At 41.3% G+C, this 16,973-nt stretch carries 15 protein-coding genes; 12 read left to right on the plus strand and 3 right to left on the minus strand.

Going from position 1 to position 16,973, the window contains the following annotated elements; all coding sequences use genetic code 11:
• Window positions 1-105: 105 nt before the first annotated feature.
• The 8 genes from DZC72_RS12700 (at window position 106) to galK (ending at window position 9,168) form a co-directional block, all read left to right on the plus strand.
• Complete coding sequence (locus tag DZC72_RS12700; RefSeq protein ID WP_125223289.1) at window positions 106-873, plus strand: Rossmann-like and DUF2520 domain-containing protein; 768 nt, start codon at window positions 106-108, stop codon at window positions 871-873.
• Window positions 857-1,384, plus strand: a complete 528-nt coding sequence (locus tag DZC72_RS12705; RefSeq protein WP_125223290.1) for a KdsC family phosphatase — start codon at window positions 857-859, stop codon at window positions 1,382-1,384. Before DZC72_RS12700 ends, DZC72_RS12705 begins: the two co-directional genes overlap by 17 nt.
• 2 nt (window positions 1,385-1,386) lie before the next feature.
• On the plus strand, window positions 1,387-1,974 hold the full coding sequence (locus DZC72_RS12710; RefSeq protein WP_125223291.1) for a Maf family protein: 588 nt from the start codon (window positions 1,387-1,389) through the stop codon (window positions 1,972-1,974).
• 35 nt (window positions 1,975-2,009) lie between these two features.
• On the plus strand, window positions 2,010-2,960 hold the full coding sequence (locus tag DZC72_RS12715) for a septum formation inhibitor Maf (protein WP_125223292.1): 951 nt from the start codon (window positions 2,010-2,012) through the stop codon (window positions 2,958-2,960).
• Between the two features lie 3 nt (window positions 2,961-2,963).
• Window positions 2,964-3,521, plus strand: coding sequence for a mechanosensitive ion channel domain-containing protein (locus DZC72_RS12720; protein WP_125223293.1), 558 nt, complete (start codon window positions 2,964-2,966; stop codon window positions 3,519-3,521).
• 85 nt (window positions 3,522-3,606) lie between these two features.
• Entirely contained in the window at window positions 3,607-6,138 is a 2,532-nt protein-coding gene (locus DZC72_RS12725; RefSeq protein ID WP_125223294.1) for a PIG-L family deacetylase, read from the plus strand.
• A gap of 111 nt (window positions 6,139-6,249) precedes the next feature.
• Complete coding sequence (locus DZC72_RS12730; protein ID WP_125223295.1) at window positions 6,250-7,983, plus strand: sodium:solute symporter; 1,734 nt, start codon at window positions 6,250-6,252, stop codon at window positions 7,981-7,983.
• Window positions 7,984-8,010: 27 nt separating this feature from the next.
• Complete coding sequence (gene galK, locus DZC72_RS12735) at window positions 8,011-9,168, plus strand: galactokinase (protein WP_125223296.1); 1,158 nt, start codon at window positions 8,011-8,013, stop codon at window positions 9,166-9,168.
• Window positions 9,169-9,410: 242 nt separating this feature from the next.
• Here galK and DZC72_RS12740 read toward each other — a convergent pair whose 3' ends face one another.
• Both DZC72_RS12740 and DZC72_RS12745 read right to left on the minus strand, forming a co-directional pair.
• Window positions 9,411-10,253 (minus strand): DUF2911 domain-containing protein, encoded by an 843-nt coding sequence (locus DZC72_RS12740; protein WP_125223297.1) that lies wholly within the window; start codon window positions 10,251-10,253, stop codon window positions 9,411-9,413.
• Between the two features lie 88 nt (window positions 10,254-10,341).
• The gene (locus DZC72_RS12745; RefSeq protein ID WP_125223298.1) at window positions 10,342-11,520 is read right to left on the minus strand and encodes a T9SS C-terminal target domain-containing protein; all 1,179 of its coding nucleotides are present in this window, start codon (window positions 11,518-11,520) and stop codon (window positions 10,342-10,344) included.
• A gap of 201 nt (window positions 11,521-11,721) precedes the next feature.
• Here DZC72_RS12745 and DZC72_RS12750 point away from each other — a divergent pair, with 201 nt between their 5' ends.
• The 3 genes from DZC72_RS12750 to DZC72_RS12760 are packed head-to-tail and all read left to right on the plus strand — an operon-like array spanning window position 11,722 to window position 14,223.
• Complete coding sequence (locus DZC72_RS12750; protein ID WP_125223299.1) at window positions 11,722-12,219, plus strand: SRPBCC family protein; 498 nt, start codon at window positions 11,722-11,724, stop codon at window positions 12,217-12,219.
• The gene (locus tag DZC72_RS12755; protein ID WP_125223300.1) at window positions 12,220-12,906 is read left to right on the plus strand and encodes an SDR family NAD(P)-dependent oxidoreductase; all 687 of its coding nucleotides are present in this window, start codon (window positions 12,220-12,222) and stop codon (window positions 12,904-12,906) included.
• Window positions 12,907-14,223 (plus strand): cryptochrome/photolyase family protein, encoded by a 1,317-nt coding sequence (locus DZC72_RS12760; RefSeq protein WP_125223301.1) that lies wholly within the window; start codon window positions 12,907-12,909, stop codon window positions 14,221-14,223.
• Here the strand turns inward: DZC72_RS12760 and DZC72_RS12765 are convergent, their stop codons facing one another.
• Window positions 14,224-15,279 (minus strand): DUF6340 family protein, encoded by a 1,056-nt coding sequence (locus DZC72_RS12765; protein WP_125223302.1) that lies wholly within the window; start codon window positions 15,277-15,279, stop codon window positions 14,224-14,226.
• 258 nt (window positions 15,280-15,537) lie between these two features.
• On the opposite strand from DZC72_RS12765, the gene DZC72_RS12770 reads away from it, so the two are divergent.
• A complete protein-coding gene (locus DZC72_RS12770) occupies window positions 15,538-16,965 on the plus strand; it encodes an amidohydrolase (RefSeq protein ID WP_125223303.1) in 1,428 nt (475 codons plus the stop codon).
• Window positions 16,966-16,973: the final 8 nt, after the last annotated feature.

Raw genomic sequence — 16,973 nt, forward strand, 5'->3', positions numbered from 1 at the left:
TACGTCCTTTTACACTTTAATTAAAGAATGCATATTGATAATAGTGTAAGGGAAATGTTAATTTTATCCATGATTCCTACACGCAATTCTTCGTATTTTCGTCAAATGATTTCAATTGTCATTTTAGGTACCGGCAACGTGGCCCAAAATTTAGCCGAATGCTTTCATGGCATTCCGGAAATAGACCTTGTTGGCATCATAGGACGAACGGAAACATCCTTGCACGTTTTTGGGAATAAATACCAAGTTTCCAAGGATTGGACAAACTTGCCCCAGGCTGACGTTTACATAATAGCCGTAAAGGACGATGCCATAGGCGATGTTTCCAATAAAATGCATGTGGATGGGTTGGTGGTGCATACTTCTGGCAGCGTTGCTTTAGATGTTCTATCCAAACATACAAAAAGAGGCGTATTCTATCCCCTACAGACGTTTACGGCGGGGAAAATCCTGGATTTTAAATCAATTCCCCTATGCCTGGAAACAAATGATGACGAAAACAAGCGACTTTTAGGGACCTTAGCGGAAAAAATAAGTGCCAACGTTCATTTCATAGATTCCGAAAAAAGAAAAATCCTTCACTTGGCGGCCGTTTTTGTAAATAACTTTACAAATTACATGTACACGATCGCAAGTGAAATTTGCGGGGAACATCAATTGAATTTTTCTATGTTGTTTCCCTTGATCGAAGAAACCGCGGCCAAGATTGAGAGCATGTCGCCAAAAGAGGCTCAAACGGGTCCGGCCAAACGCAACGATTTAAAGACCTTACACGGACATCTCAGATTATTAAAGAATGAAAAACACAAGACCATATATACATTATTGAGCAATGCGATAAAAGCAGCAAACGAACATGAAGAAAAGTTATAAGGAATATTTAAAGGATATTACCACATTCATTTTTGATGTTGACGGGGTTTTAACGGACGGTAGCGTTCTGGTAACCACTACTGGGGAAATGCTACGAAAAATGAGTGTCAAGGACGGGTATGCCTTAAAGGTTGCCATTGACAAAGGTTATAATATATGTATCATCACTGGCGGTACCAACGAGGGCGTTAAAAAACGCTTGCAAGGTTTGGGCATTACGGATTTTTACATGGGATCCCATCATAAGATAGACGCCTTGGAAGAGTACTTGGACATCTATGGCATCGACCCAAAAAATGTACTTTATATGGGCGATGACATACCAGATATACCTCCTCTTAAGAAGGTAGGTGTGGCTTCCTGTCCCCAAAATGCGGTGCCCGAAGTTAGGGCCATCTGCGACTACATCTCGCACATCAATGGCGGTTCTGGCTGTGCCAGGGACGTTATTGAACAGGTATTGAAGGTCCGTGGGGACTGGATGGAAAATTTTAGCGCTGCCAACGATTGAGAATGCTACTGGAAAAACTCAAGGACCATACATTGATATTGGCCTCAGGATCTCCCAGAAGAAAACAATTCTTTGAGGAGATGGGCCTGCCTTTTGAAATTCGACTAAAACCGGTGGAGGAAGTGTACCCCAAGCACCTTAGGGGTGCCGAGATATCCGACTATCTTTCAAAATTAAAGGCCTCGGCCTTTCATGGTACGCTGAATCCAAAGGAAATTTTGATAACTTCGGATACCGTAGTATGGCATAGAAACACCTCGTTGGCCAAAGCGGCCAATGCTAGGGAAGCCCATGAAATGATTGCCAAATTATCTGGTGATTGGCATGAAGTCATTACATCGGTTTGCTTTAGCACCGTCGGGCAACAAATAATTAAAAATTGCATTACCAAAGTCAAGTTCAAGAACTTGACCGTTGCCGAAATCGATTATTACATCACGCACTTTGCCCCTTATGATAAGGCCGGCGCCTATGGCATCCAAGAATGGATCGGCCTTATTGGCATCGTTGAAATCCAAGGATCCTACACCAATGTAGTGGGTTTACCTACCCAATTGGTCTATGAAACACTTTTAGACATGGTTGGCTAGTGGATTTTGATTAATTTTAGTCAAAAGAACTTGCTATGTTTAAAAAATGGTTGACCCTGGAAGTATCGGTTATTCTTTTTGCTGCCGCTTGTACGGTATTTCAGTCTTGCAATTCCAAAGAATCCACCAATAAAAATGAAGATATCGCCTCCATAAAAAAGGAGCCTGAAATCCCACGGAAAAATCTACCTCAAGAATTTAAGGAGTATTGGTATTCCGGCACGGCCGAAATCACTTCCTATGAATTGGAGCAGGCCCGTTATGGAGAAATTCGTATGGGCAAGGCTGTAATGATCTATGTTACGGAACCTTTCCTGAAAGAAAAACAGGTCAAAGCGGACAATGCCTCGGCAGATAATATTCCCGTCCTAAAGCTGAACGCCACAAAGAAATACCTGACCGGTATCTACCCCTACTCCATCATGACCAGCAGTTTCTATCCGGTTTATGACAACCAGCACGCGCTAAAGGTTAGCTTTTCCGCACAGGAATGGTGTGGTCACGTATATGCCCAAATTAATAATAAGGAAGACTTTCAGGTAACCTCACATTCCTATTTTGAATCGGAGGCCGACCAAGATTTCAGCCTTAAAAAAACGATTTTGGAAAACGAACTCTGGAACAAACTAAAAATAAGTCCTGAAGATTTGCCCCAAGGAACCGTTCAAATAATACCATCCTTGGAATTTGTAAGATTGAGCCACAAGGAGCTAAAAGCCTACGATGCGGAAGCGACCCTAACAAATGCAGGGGACACTTACACCTATGAAATCAAGTATCCGGAACTGGAAAGAACTCTTTCCATAACCTTTAGCAATACTTTTCCATACAGTATCGAAAGCTGGTCTGAAATCACTAAAAGCGGATTTGGCCCAAATGCTCAACTACTTACTTCAAAAGCCAAAAAAATCAAAACCATAAATACCCCTTATTGGCAACAAAATGATAATAAGGACCTATATTTGCGCGACAGTTTAGGCCTATAATCTATGGAAGGTTTTATTGAAGATCATAAGAGCAGTCTCCTATTTAGTCTTGTCCTTTTTGTAATAATCATTATCCTAAAAATTATTTTTACCTCCATTGTAAGAAAGGTAGGTAAATTAAGTGATTTTAATCCTGTTAGGATCAACTTGATCATCAAGTACATTAACATAGTACTTATCGCGATGGCCTTTATTACACTTACCTTCATTTGGGGTGTAGACTACAAAGACTTGGGTGTATTACTTTCCTCCGTTTTTGCCGTAATTGGAGTAGCACTTTTTGCCCAATGGTCCATATTAAGCAATATTACGGCTGGCGTAATAATCTTCTTTTCATTCCCCTTTAAAATTGGCAATACCATACGAATTTTGGATAAGGAAATATTGGATGCCGATAACCCGGAGCGGGAGGTTTTTGTCATCGAAGACATTAAGCCATTTCACCTTCATTTGAGAAGGGCGAATGGGGAAATAATTACTTATCCCAATAACTTGGTGCTACAAAAAGGGGTAGTATTAGTATCGACCTATAGAAGTGAGGAAGTTTCTGAGGACGAATAACTGGGAAGTCTGTTAAAGAAGTCGTAAAATCCCTACTTGGGCATGCAATCTTTTTATCTTTGAAATTAGACCAAAAACCAATACCATGCGCCGTTTTGCCATTTCTATACTTACGTGTTTTCTTTTAGTAAGCCCTTCATTTGCACAAACGCCGAAAAATCATTCACCAGCCGATATTTATCATGAGATTCAAAAACTGAATTTTTTAGGCACGGCCCTATATATTGCGGCACACCCGGATGATGAAAATACAAGGCTCATCTCCTACCTCTCAAACCATGTCCATGCCAGGACAGGATACCTCTCCTTGACAAGGGGAGATGGCGGTCAGAATTTAATAGGGCCAGAACTTAGGGAGTTGTTGGGCGTATTACGTACCCAAGAGTTATTGGCGGCAAGAAGAGTGGACGGTGGCGAGCAACTTTTTACGAGAGCGGTGGATTTTGGTTATTCAAAAAACCCTAAGGAAACATTGGGAATTTGGGACAAGGATTTGATTTTGGGCGATGTAGTAACGGCCATCCGCAAATTTAAACCCGATGTTATCGTTAACCGATTCGATCATAGAAGTCCGGGTACCACCCACGGTCATCATACTGCCTCCGCCATGCTAAGTGTAGAAGCCTTTGATTTGGCCAATGACCCCAAGGCATTTTCGGACCGATTGGAAAATACCGATACTTGGCAACCCAAACGCTTGTTTTTTAATACATCTTGGTGGTTTTATGGAAGTCAGGAAAAATTTGAGCAGGCCGATAAATCCAAACTTTTGAATGTGGACATTGGCACCTACTACCCCATGTTGGGCATGTCCAACAATGAAATTGCGGCTATGGCCAGTAGCCAGCACCTTTGTCAAGGCTTTGGAAGACTCAGTTCACGCGGATCAGAAGAGGAATATCTAGAACTATTGAAAGGTGATATGCCCCAAAACAACTCCGACTTGTTCGAAGGAATCAATACCACCTGGACAAGGGTTGCAGGGGGAAAGGAAATAGGCGCTATCCTGGACAAGGTGGAAGCCGAATTTAATTTCAAAGACCCTTCCGTTCATTTGTCCGATTTGGTGAAAGCCTATCATCTCCTGCAAAAAATTACCGATGACCACTGGAAGGAGCTTAAATCCAAAGAGCTTAGGGCCATCATCGAAGAGGTAGGCGGATTGCATCTTGAAGCTTTTACAGCTCAGGGATATTCCAATCCGGGAGCCCCCATTTCCCTAAATTTGGAAGCGGTAAATAGGAGCAACAAAAAAATCATGCTAGAATCTGTTTACATAAATGATGCGATTATATTAAATGAACCCGTAAGCTTGAAGGACAACAAGTTGTTTCAAAAAGAGATTAAGTTCAACATTCCAGAATCCACCAACTATACCGGTCCTTATTGGCTGATGGAAAAAGGAACCTTGGGCACCTACAAAGTAACGGATAGGGAATTGATAGGTAAACCGGAAAGCCCAAGGGCATTTACAGCAACCTTTCATTTGAGCTTTGATGGCGTCAAGATTTCGATTACAAAGGATGTATTGTATAAATATGGACGACCTGACAAAGGGGAAATCTATCAGCCTTTTGAAATTGTACCCAAGGCCACTTCCATGCTAAAGGACAAAGTCATTATTTTCTCGGATGGTACTGCCAAGCAAATACCGGTGACCGTAAAGGCGCATAAGGACAATGTAAAAGGAATGGTAAAACTAAGGATCGGCCAGGATTGGATTCTTGATATACCGGCACAAGCTTTCAATATCGAAAAGAAGGGGGACGAGCAGACGCTCTTTTTTACTTTATCACCTCCAGCTTCGGAAGACGAAGCCTATATGACCTCCCTAGTGGAAGTGGATGGTGAAGAAAACTCAAAAGAACTGGTAACCATTGCCTATGATCATATTCCAACACAGACCGTATTAATGCCATCTGAAGCCAAAGTGGTTCGGTTGGATATCCAAAAAGCCGGACAGCATATTGGATATATCATGGGTGCAGGTGATGATGTCCCCACCAGTTTGGAACAAATTGGGTTTACCGTCCATACGGTGCTTCCGGAAGAAATCACGGAAAATTCTTTGGATAAATATGACGCCGTAGTTCTTGGTATTCGGGCCTATAACGTGGTCAATGAACTTAGCTTTAAACAAAGGTATATCCTTGATTACGCCAAAAACGGAGGTACCGTAATCGTTCAGTATAACACTGCAGGTAGATGGGCAGACCAATTTGAGAACATTGCGCCGTATGAGCTTCAAATTTCAAGGGATCGTGTTACCAATGAAAATTCTGAGGTAAAAATTATCGCGGAAGACCATGATTTGGTAAATTACCCTAACAAAATCACTACAGATGATTTCAAGGGTTGGGTTCAGGAACGGGGGCTATACTTTCCCAATAAATGGAGTAAGGAATTTATCCCCATTCTGGAAATGAAGGATGAAGGTGAGAAAGCCACAAAAGGAAGCCTATTGATAGCTCCTTATGGAGAAGGTCACTATATTTACACTGGATTGAGCTTTTTTAGGGAACTTCCGGCGGGTGTTCCCGGGGCTTATAAATTATTTTCGAACATGCTATCCGTTGGGAAGGATAACTTGTCAAAAAAGAAACAGATCAAAGGATGAGCCAGGACAAAGACGAACATAAAAGCTGGAAGCGCGAGTATTCGTTGGTTCTAATTTTAAATCTCATCTATATTTTTGTTTTTTACCTCATAATGACTTCATACAATTAGAATGGGCGCACTAGACTGGACAATTCTTTGTGGAACCCTATTATTCATTGTTTCGTACGGGGTATGGAAGACTAAGGGTAGCGCAAATGTCGATGACTATGTAAAAGGAGGTAATGAGGCCCAATGGTGGACCATAGGTCTTTCAGTAATGGCTACACAGGCCAGTGCCATAACCTTCCTATCCACTCCTGGTCAAGCCTTTCATGATGGAATGGGCTTCGTTCAGTTTTATTTTGGTCTTCCCCTTGCCATGATCATTATTTGCTTGGTCTTTGTGCCTATTTATCATAGAATGAAGGTGTATACCGCCTATGAGTTTTTGGAGGGTAGATTCGATTTAAAAACCCGTTCCCTAGCGGCAATTCTATTTTTGTTACAACGGGGCCTTGCGGCAGGTATAACGATTTTTGCACCCTCCATTATCCTTTCGGCAGTGTTGGGGTGGGATTTGGGCACTTTAAACGTCATAATTGGTACTCTGGTCATTATCTATACAGTTTCTGGGGGTACCAATGCGGTCAGCGTTACCCAAAAGCAGCAAATGTTCATTATCATGACCGGAATGTTTGTGGCATTCTTCTTTATTTTAGGATTTCTTCCATCGGACATCACCTTTTCAAAAGCATTAAAAATTGCCGGCGCCAGTAATAAGCTGGATATACTGGATTTTAGTATGAACACAAAAAGCAGGTATACGTTTTGGAGTGGGATTACGGGCGGACTGTTTTTGGCACTCGCCTATTTTGGGACCGATCAAAGCCAAGTACAGCGCTATTTGTCGGGTAAATCCATCAGGGAGAGCCAGCTAGGTTTGGTATTCAATGCCATCTTTAAAATCCCCATGCAGTTTTTTATCCTTTTGGTAGGCGTAATGGTATTTGTTTTTTATCAGTATAATCCATCCCCCCTAAATTTTAATCCAGCCGCAACATCGGCCGTGATGGATTCAGAATACTCCGAAGATTATAAAATTCTACAGGAAGGACAAGTTGCCTTGGAGGCGGAAAAACGCATCGCCCAAAATCAGTTTTCCGCTGCCTTGGATATTAAGGAATACACAGCGGTACAGGAGGCCAAACAACAAATTATTCGCATAAACCAAAAAGATAGTACTAACAGGATTGCCGCAAAAGCACTGATTTCACGGGCCGATGAATCCATTGAAACCAATGACAAGGATTATGTGTTCATCCACTTTATTCTCAATAATCTTCCAAAGGGATTGATTGGTCTTTTATTGGCGGTGATTCTATCCGCGGCCATGTCATCAACGGCATCGGAACTCAATGCCTTAGGAACCATTACGGCCCTGGATTTATACAAAAGAAATAAGAAGGGTTCCTTTACCGAAAAGCATTACGTGCGAGCCTCCAAGGCATTTACTTTGGTATGGGGCGTTATTGCCATATTGATCGCCTGTATTGCCAATCTTTTTGACAACCTTATACAATTGGTGAATATTATTGGTAGTATCTTTTATGGTAATGTATTAGGAATTTTCCTTTTGGCCTTTTTCTTCAAATTTGTAAAGGGCAATGCGGTATTTTTTGCCGCCATAATCACACAGATTATTATATGCATCATTTATTATAACCTAATACATATTTATCCCGCGGGCGAAGAAAAATTGGGATATCTATGGTTAAACTTTTATGGTGCGGCATTAGTAATAATTATGTCTATTGTATTTGAAGCTTTTGATAGAATGTTGAGCAAACCGCCATCTCAAGTATAACCAGTGATTGACCAATACTACATTCCCATGATTTCAGACGACATTAAAAGTTCGTTTATATCGAATTACAAAAAGAAACCACTCTTGGTTAAAGCTCCAGGCAGAATCAATTTAATAGGCGAACATACCGACTATAATATGGGCGTCGTTTTACCCGCTTCCATAGAAAAAGCGATTTATTTCGCCATTCAAAAAAATGAAAGTGGTTCAATAAATATTGAAACTTTTCTGACGGATGCCGAAAAAATAGAATTCGATTTAAACGGAAACCACAAACCTTTCACGTCTTTCTGGGGAAATTACTTCAAAGCTATTATGGAGATTTTAATAGCGAAGGGATATTCCCTGGAAGGTTTCGATTGTGTTTTTGGGGGGGACATACCTATCGGAGCCGGGCTTTCCTCCTCTGCTGCCCTATGTTGTGGGTTTATTTTTGGGGTTTCTGAAATTTTGGAATTATCCATAAGTAAAGAGGAAATTGCGCTGATTGCCCAATCTGCCGAGCACAAGATTGGGCTTAATTGCGGATTGATGGACCAATATGCAGTGCTATTTGGCAAACAACGAAACGCACTTTTTCTGGATTGTAGGGATTTGACCCATGATTTTGTTCCAATCAATTTAAATGGTTTCAGTTGGGTACTAATCAATTCGAATATAAAACATAACCTTGCAGTGGATTCCGAATACAATAAACGGAGGGCTTCCTGTGAAACGGTTGTATCTAAGGTTAATGATATAATTAAACCCGTGACTTCATTGCGGGATGTAACGCATGAAAATCTTGAAAAAATAAAAAAGGAAGTTAGCCCCACAGATTATAAGCGAGCAAAATATATCCTGGAAGAGAATGAAAGAGTCTTTAAAATGATAGCAGCACTAAAATCAGGTAATGCACATATTGTAGGAACTATTCTTTTTGAGGGCCATTGGGCGATGTCCAATGAATATGAAATCACGACTCCCGAACTAGATTATTTAGTTAAAATAGGGGAAGGATTGGAGGGTGTTCTTGGATCTAGGATGATGGGCGGTGGATTTGGAGGCTGCACGATAAACCTACTTAAAACGGACCAGTTGGTATCGTCCTTGGAAGCAATAAAGGAAGCCTATTACACGGAGACCCAGATTACATGTGAAACTTACCCGCTTGAAATTGGGGATGGAGTGCATCTGTTGAAGTAAAGTTTAGGAAAAACCTATTAGGTATTGATATCTAGTTTTCCTGACGCCGCAAAAAGGAATTATACCCCGAGGCTTGCCTCGAAGTTAAATGTTTGTTTCCTGCGAATGTCTCATTGGCTTGACCCGAAGAAGTTTCCTTTAAATTTCAAGGCAAGCCTAGCTGCAATCGCCCCTACTATCTGAGCCAAAAAAACCCGGAATGCACAATACATTTCGGGCTTTTATAAGAAGTTACAAGATTCTTAAGCTCCCCATTCCTTTAAGGAATCCTCATTCATCTTTACATAATCTGCATTGCCGGCTTCCTTCGCTTTTGCCAATGATTTTTTAGCTGCCTCGATCGCACCTTTTTTGTCACCTGCTTTGGCAAGAATCAAGGATTGTTGTCTTAATTGCCAATACGCTGGATTCTCCGTCATTGCCATAGCGGTATCCATCCATTCTTTTGCCTTCTTTATATCCTTGTCTTCACTCAAATAGTAAACGGCAGCAGCGTAATAGTCACCAGCTCCCGGTCCGGACATAATCTTGTCTATACTTGTCATTACCGCAGCGTCCGTAGGAACTTCAATGGGAACCCCCACATATACCTGTTCCCACATAATACCCAAATTGGCACCGGTAGAAGTAAGGTCATCAATAGTAATGGTAAAAGTTTCAATAGGCATTTCTATGGGATAAACCGGTACGGTCGCCTTTGCGACTACCTTGCTCTCCTCCCAATTTGATGGTACTCCGCCTCCATTGGTATCGGTATAGAAAAAGACTTCCCACTCCTTTGCACCCGGCTTTGTAAATATTGAATAGGTTCCCGCCTTTACCACACTACCGGCAATGGTCACGTCCGTGTCAAACGAAATCGTTGTGTAGGCATTGGCACCCGTTCTCCACAACTTACCAAAGGGAACTAAATCCCCAAATACTTTTCTCCCACGCATGGAAGGTCTGGAATAATCCACGACAACTTCTGTCAATCCAACCATTTGGACCAATTTGGAAGAGGGACTTGGGGCCGGAGTATTAATTTGGGCCTCAAGGGATAAGGAAGCCACAATGGCCAATAAAAAGAGTATTACTTTGTTCATAGTTAATTGATTTATTTAGTTTTAACAAAACTAGGTATAAACCAAAATCCCATTTGTTAAGAAAGTCCTAAATAACCAAGGATATAATCTAATAGAGTGCGAAGGGTACAGAAATGGTTCCCGTATTCAAATAAGCCGCGAAATAAAAAATACCGGGTCCAAAGACATTTCTTGAAATAACACCGGATGTACTGACTTCTTCCTTTGAAATCCATACAAGTCTTCCCGATGCATCAAAAATGGCACTTCCAAAAACCGTATTGGGGGTTTGAATTTCATACAGAAACGAACCGAAATTCATATCCTTATAGATGATAATCGTCTCTTCCTGTTCGTTTTCGATGGGTTCTTTAGGTGTTTCTGGTTTTTCTGGGGTTTCGGGAGTTTCCGGTTCTTCCTCCGGAAACTCAGGGTTTGGGAACTGCAATTTAAAGAGCCTTGCCTCACTTGTAATACTAGGGGTTTGCCTGGAAAAGAATTCTGAAGTAATATAGAAGTCGGTCGAATTGATTTGGGTGATACCTTCCGTTTGTACGAACTGTAGGCCAATATCAAACCTTTCAGCTTCCCCATTAAATAGGTTCGTGCTATCTGAACCGCTAAATTTAATTAGAAAGGGTGTTAAAATGGACGAATACCCCAGAAGGTACAATTCAGATTTTGAACTATTATAAACCGCGTCCGTAACAAGTCCTACTTCGTTTATAGAATCTATTCGAGTGGCTGTGTGATTTCCTATGGTTTTTGGAATTGCATAGGCCACGGAACCTAGACTCTGCCATTGTTTTGTAAAAACAACCAGTGTGTTATCCAAAGATATAAAGGCTTCGGCATCCCAATCTGAATTTCCGGTATCGCTGTAATCTACCTGATCTTCATAGCTGAATTCGATAACTTCCGCCTGTACCTGGTCAGATGCCAAGTAGTCAGATTTTTCAATTCGGTAGATGACCAAATCCGTTCTTGTTCCTACATTATTGCCAAAATCACCAATGTAAATATAGGTCGCATCCTGAGCCAATGCCTCCCAATCCTTATTTTCGGCATTGGTAATGGTAATGCGTCTGGTTATGGCCAAGGAAGTCGTATCCATCTCATAAAGCACAGGTTCATTCCCGGAATCGTTATGGGTAATCAAGCGATCATTAAAAAAAAGAAGACCTGAAGTTTCGTTTATCTCAGTATCCAGAACGCCCACTACAGATACGGTTTGCTGCGCCTTTAGAACGGAAACAATAAGAAATAGAAAAGCCGTAACATATTTCATGGCAAAACTCACATTCAATGGAAAATTACAAAATCCTTTTCTTAGGTCATATAATTAACTCCTTTTAACCTTTTAAGCGTATTATTCTTCGATAAACATTCATTTTAGCATTCCTTGGCCCATGTATAAAGTTTAAGTTTTGTTTAACCTGTTTAATTTATCTTTAAACAAAAATTAAATATCTTTGTTAAAATTTTTGATATGAAGCTGTATCAATTGAAATCAAAACAATATCTATCCATAAGCACTAGGGAAGCCTGGGATTTCCTTTCGGATCCGGCAAATTTAGCCCTAATTACACCAGAACACATGGGTTTTGATATCCTTGATGGGGCGGATAGAAAAATGTTTCCTGGTCAAATTATTCAATATTATGTGAAACCATTTCCTGGTTATACCACCAAATGGGTGACGGAGATAACCCAGGTCCAACAGGGAAGTTACTTTGTGGACGAACAGCGTTTTGGACCATACAGCTTATGGCATCACAAACATTTTATAAACGAAATTGAGGGTGGCGTAGCAATGGAGGACATTATTGATTATAAATTACCATTTGGCATTTTGGGCCAAATCGCACACCCAATTTTGGTAAAAAAGCAATTAGAGCAAATATTTAAGTATAGGGAGCAAAAATTGAACACACTTTTTGGTAATATTCCAGAAATGAAAAATACCCTCGAATTTAAAACTATATAAATGAAAACAATATTACTTATTGGTGGATCCCACGGTATAGGACTGGATGTAATAGACCAATTAAAGGAAACCCATAAATTGATCGTTGCTTCCAGAACGGAACTTCCTGAAACTCATAAAAGTATTACCCATATCCAATTTGACGCCATAGAGGATGTTCTAAATTCTGACGATATTCCTGAGCTTGACGGATTTGTCTACTGTCCCGGAAGTATCAACCTGAAGCCTTTTAAGATGATGAGCCTAGAAACCTTTGAGAACGATATGGAAATCAATTTTTTCGGTTTGATAAGGGTCGTGAAAACTATAATTGCCAAGATGAAAGAAGATTCAAGTATGGTTTTCTTCAGTACCGTGGCCGTTTCCAATGGAATGCCCTTCCACACCAGTGTAGCTTCGGCAAAAGGTGCCATTGAAGGGTTCGCAAAATCTTTAGCCGCGGAATATGCACCAAAAATTAGGGTGAACGTCGTGGCACCTTCCCTTGTCGATACCCCATTGGCAAGCCGATTGCTGAATAACGACAAAAAAATGGAATCCATGGGCGAAAGACATCCCTTAAAGAGAGTAGGTACCCCAGAAGATATTGGTAATATCGTTTCCTTTCTTTTAAGCGAAAAAAGTTCTTGGATGACCGGACAAGTCATTGGTGTTGACGGAGGAATTTCCACCTTAAACCTAAGTTAAATGTCCAAAAGCAAACTCAATATTTTTTGGTTCAGAAGGGATTTAAGATTGGACGATAATGTCGGTTTTTTAGCGGCATTGAAAGGCGAACACCAAGTATTGCCCATTTTTATCTTCGACACCAATATACTTTCCAAATTGCCCGAAAAGGATGCGAGGGTAACCTTCATTTTTGAAACCTTGCAAAAAATAAGGAGCGAACTTCAAGATGCATGGAACAGTTCTTTGGCAATATATTCTGGAACGCCAAAAAATATATTCAAAGAGCTTATTGATACGTACGATATTCAATGCGTGTATACGAACAGGGATTACGAGCCCTATGCCCGGGAAAGGGATGCGGAAATCGAAAAGCTATTAGGAGACAAGGATATAGCCTTCCACACTTTTAAGGACCAGGTTATTTTTGAAAAATCTGAAGTAATGAAAGACGACGGTGACCCGTATGTGGTATATACGCCTTATAAGAACAAGTGGAAAGAAGTCTTTGACAAGGACAAGGATTTGGAAATTCATTATACCCACGGCTTTCTGGATAACCTGATTGATAATACAAGACTTCCAAACCTATCGTTGAGCGATTTGGGTTTTAAAAAATCGGATATCGAGGTACCTGATTATACGGTTACCCCTACCCTAATCAACAATTATGAAGATACTCGAAACTTTCCCGCTATGGAGAACGGCACCTCACGGTTGGGCCCCCATTTGAGGTTTGGGACGGCATCGGTAAGAAAAATGATGAAAAAAGCCATTCATGAGGAGAACGAGGTGTTTTGGAGCGAATTGATTTGGCGCGAATTTTTCATGCAAATACTTTGGCATTTTCCTCATACCAAGGATAAAGCTTTTAAGCCGAAATATGACCGCATAGAATGGCGCAACAATGAAGATGAATTTGAAAAATGGAAAAAGGGAGTAACGGGTTATGCCCTTGTAGATGCCGGAATGCGGGAACTCAATTCAACGGGATTCATGCACAATAGGGTACGGATGCTCGTTGCAAGTTTCCTTTGTAAACACTTATTGATCGATTGGCGCTGGGGAGAAGCCTATTTTGCTGAAAAACTCCTGGATTATGAGATGAGTTCCAACGTAGGAAATTGGCAATGGGCCGCAGGAAGTGGCGTGGATGCAGCCCCTTACTTTAGGATATTCAACCCCATGACACAAGTGGATAAGTTCGACAAGGAAAGGGAATATATCAACAAATGGGTTCCAGAACTGCAAGAATTAACCTATCCGGACAAAATGGTGGACCATAAAATGGCTAGGGAGCGCTGCTTGGAAACCTACAAAGAAGCGCTTAACAATTGATTATCTGGAAAGCTGATCGAACGTGGCTTCCAATTCTTGCTTTTCGGCTATTCTTCTTCTTAGGATTTTTACGTAGTCCAAGGCCAATCTTGTTTCAAAATCGGAATATGAAGTGGAAGCAAATTCCAAAGCTTTTTCCAAATCGCCATTGATTTCATTGATGATCGCCATATTATAATGGGCCCTTCCGGCAATTTTAGGTTTTCTGTTATCCAGTTCAGCGGCCCATAAATCGGCAGCACCGTCCCAATTGCCCGTTCTCGCCCGTCGCATCGCTATTTTGAAATTATTGGTGCCCCGCACAAAATAATCCCTAGCCACCCTTACGTTTATCGGCCTCGTTAAAAGTCCGTAATCCACACCAATGGTATTGCTTATTTGCAGTACACCTTCCTTTCTGCCTACAATCGCCTCAAATGCTTTGGCAGGGTTGATGCCTTCCCCTACTGAAGTAAGGAAATCATTAAAGATATACTGATCCAAAATAGTATTTGTAGTTGGATCGTATACCCTCCAGCCGTTTTCAATTAATGTATTTAGGGTCAATCTATGACCTGGAATACCCATATTGATACCAAGGTTGTTGGGCAGGTTTACCGTGGTTAATTCATAATTGGGAGTTGTGTCCGTATCATAGAACTCCAAGGAAAAAAGGAGGTCTACACCATGTGTACGACAAATTTCTTCCACAACATTGGTAGGTAACGCCGCAGGAAAGACACCGAGCCCCTTTCGCTGATCATCAACATCCGTAATGTTGATTACCTCAAACCTTCCATCCCTACTTAATTCATCCAAAAGGCCCTGAATGGCATATTCCGCACCTTCTTTATCCAAATTTCGCCCTTCCAAGGACAATACTTTGTCCAGTTTGTCAAGTTTGTTGTTTTCTTCGGATGGAATGCTCCGGTTGATGATACCAATTCTGGAAACATTCGAAGGAATGGCTATCCTTGGTGCCTGAGTTACTCCCATGGTCAACCTGTTGGTAGAACTACAGGAACTATTGATAATAAAAGTTCCACAAAGAAGGAATAGAAAGATAGAATTTTTCATACTGGTACAATTTTGGGGCCCGATAGGTTGAGATATAACGAAAAACAAGGCCGTTAAGTATATCTTCCTAATAAGTATATGGAAAGGAACTTTTGAATTTGCCCCAATATGCCAGACCGGAACATAAAAATTTAGCATACCACGTAATTATCAACTTCCTTTAAACCTTTTAAAGCCCTATATTTACGATGCAATCGAATCCTATTTCGAAATATATTATTTGAAAAACGAATATCCACACCACGAAAACCATTCAAGATGAAAAATTTAGTACTTCTAGTATGCTTTTTAGGTCTTTTAAACACTGTGCAGGGCCAGAAAATGAGCAAGGAAAAAAAGGCCATTATCGCTTCCGTAGAAAAACATAAAGAGCAACTTATCAAAATTAGTGATTCCATTTGGGCACTTGCGGAAACCGCCTTCGAGGAAACCGAATCCTCTAGAATCCTAGCGGATTATGCTGAAAAAAATGGGTTGAACGTAACCAGGGGTGTTGCCAACATTCCCACTGCCTTTACGGCAACCTATGGTTCCGGCAAACCGGTAATAAGTATTTTGGGCGAATTTGACGCCTTGCCAGGGATATCGCAAAAGACCATCCCAGAAAAGTCCGCATTAAAGGAGGGTGCCGCTGGTCATGGATGCGGTCATAACATGTTCGGTACGGCAAGTTTGGGAGCGGCCATTGCCATTAAGGAATTGATGGAGTTAGGAAAAATACAAGGTACCGTTAAGTTTTTGGGAACTCCGGCAGAGGAAAAGTACTTTGCCAAGGTTTGGATGGTAGAAGCCGGTCTGTGGGACGATGTGGACGTAAATGTAAGTTGGCATCCTTCCTCAGGAATCGAAGCCGATGTTCAAACCGGACTTTCCCTTATCGATTTTATTGTAGAATTCCATGGGCAGACCGCGCATGCATCCATGGACCCTTGGAACGGAAAAAGCGCATCAGATGCCTTGGAATTGTATACTACCGGGATAAATTATTATAGGGAGCATATTCTCCCCACATCAAGGATCCACTATCATATACAGGATGGTGGACAAGTAGTGAACGTGGTTCCTGACTATGCCAAACTTTGGGTGCGGGTACGTGACCCAAAAAGGTCCAAGATGTTGCCTACCTACGAACGTGTAAAGGCAATGGCGGAAGGTGCGGCCATCATGGCAGATGTGGACTACAAAATAACATTGGTATCGGGTATTTACGAAACCTTGGTAAACAGGACAGGTGGGGAAATCATGCAGTCAAATCTCGAACTTTTAGGACCAATAAGCTATACAGAAGCGGAAGAAAGTTTTGGAAGGGCCATTCAAAAGGCCACCGGAAAACCTGAAGTTGGCATGGATGGCAAGGTACATCCCCTAAAAGAAACCGAAGAGAATCCCGGGGGCGGTTCCACGGATGTGGGCGACGTGAGCTGGAATGTACCCAACATAAATCTTGGAGTTACCGTAGCACCAAAAGATACACCTTGGCACTCATGGGCTGTGGTAGCCTGTGGTGGTATGTCCATTGGTCACAAAGGAATGGTTTATGCCGCCAAGGCGATGGGCATGACCATGTTAGATCTTTTTGAAAATCCAAAAATGGTAGATGCCGTTAAGGAAGAATTTAAGACTAGAAAAGGAAATGAAGTATACGAAGCTATGATAGATGGGCCACCACCTATTGGGAAAAATTAAATTAAATT

This window comes from Maribacter algicola (assembly GCF_003933245.1).
Taxonomy (GTDB): Bacteria; Bacteroidota; Bacteroidia; order Flavobacteriales; family Flavobacteriaceae; genus Maribacter; species Maribacter algicola.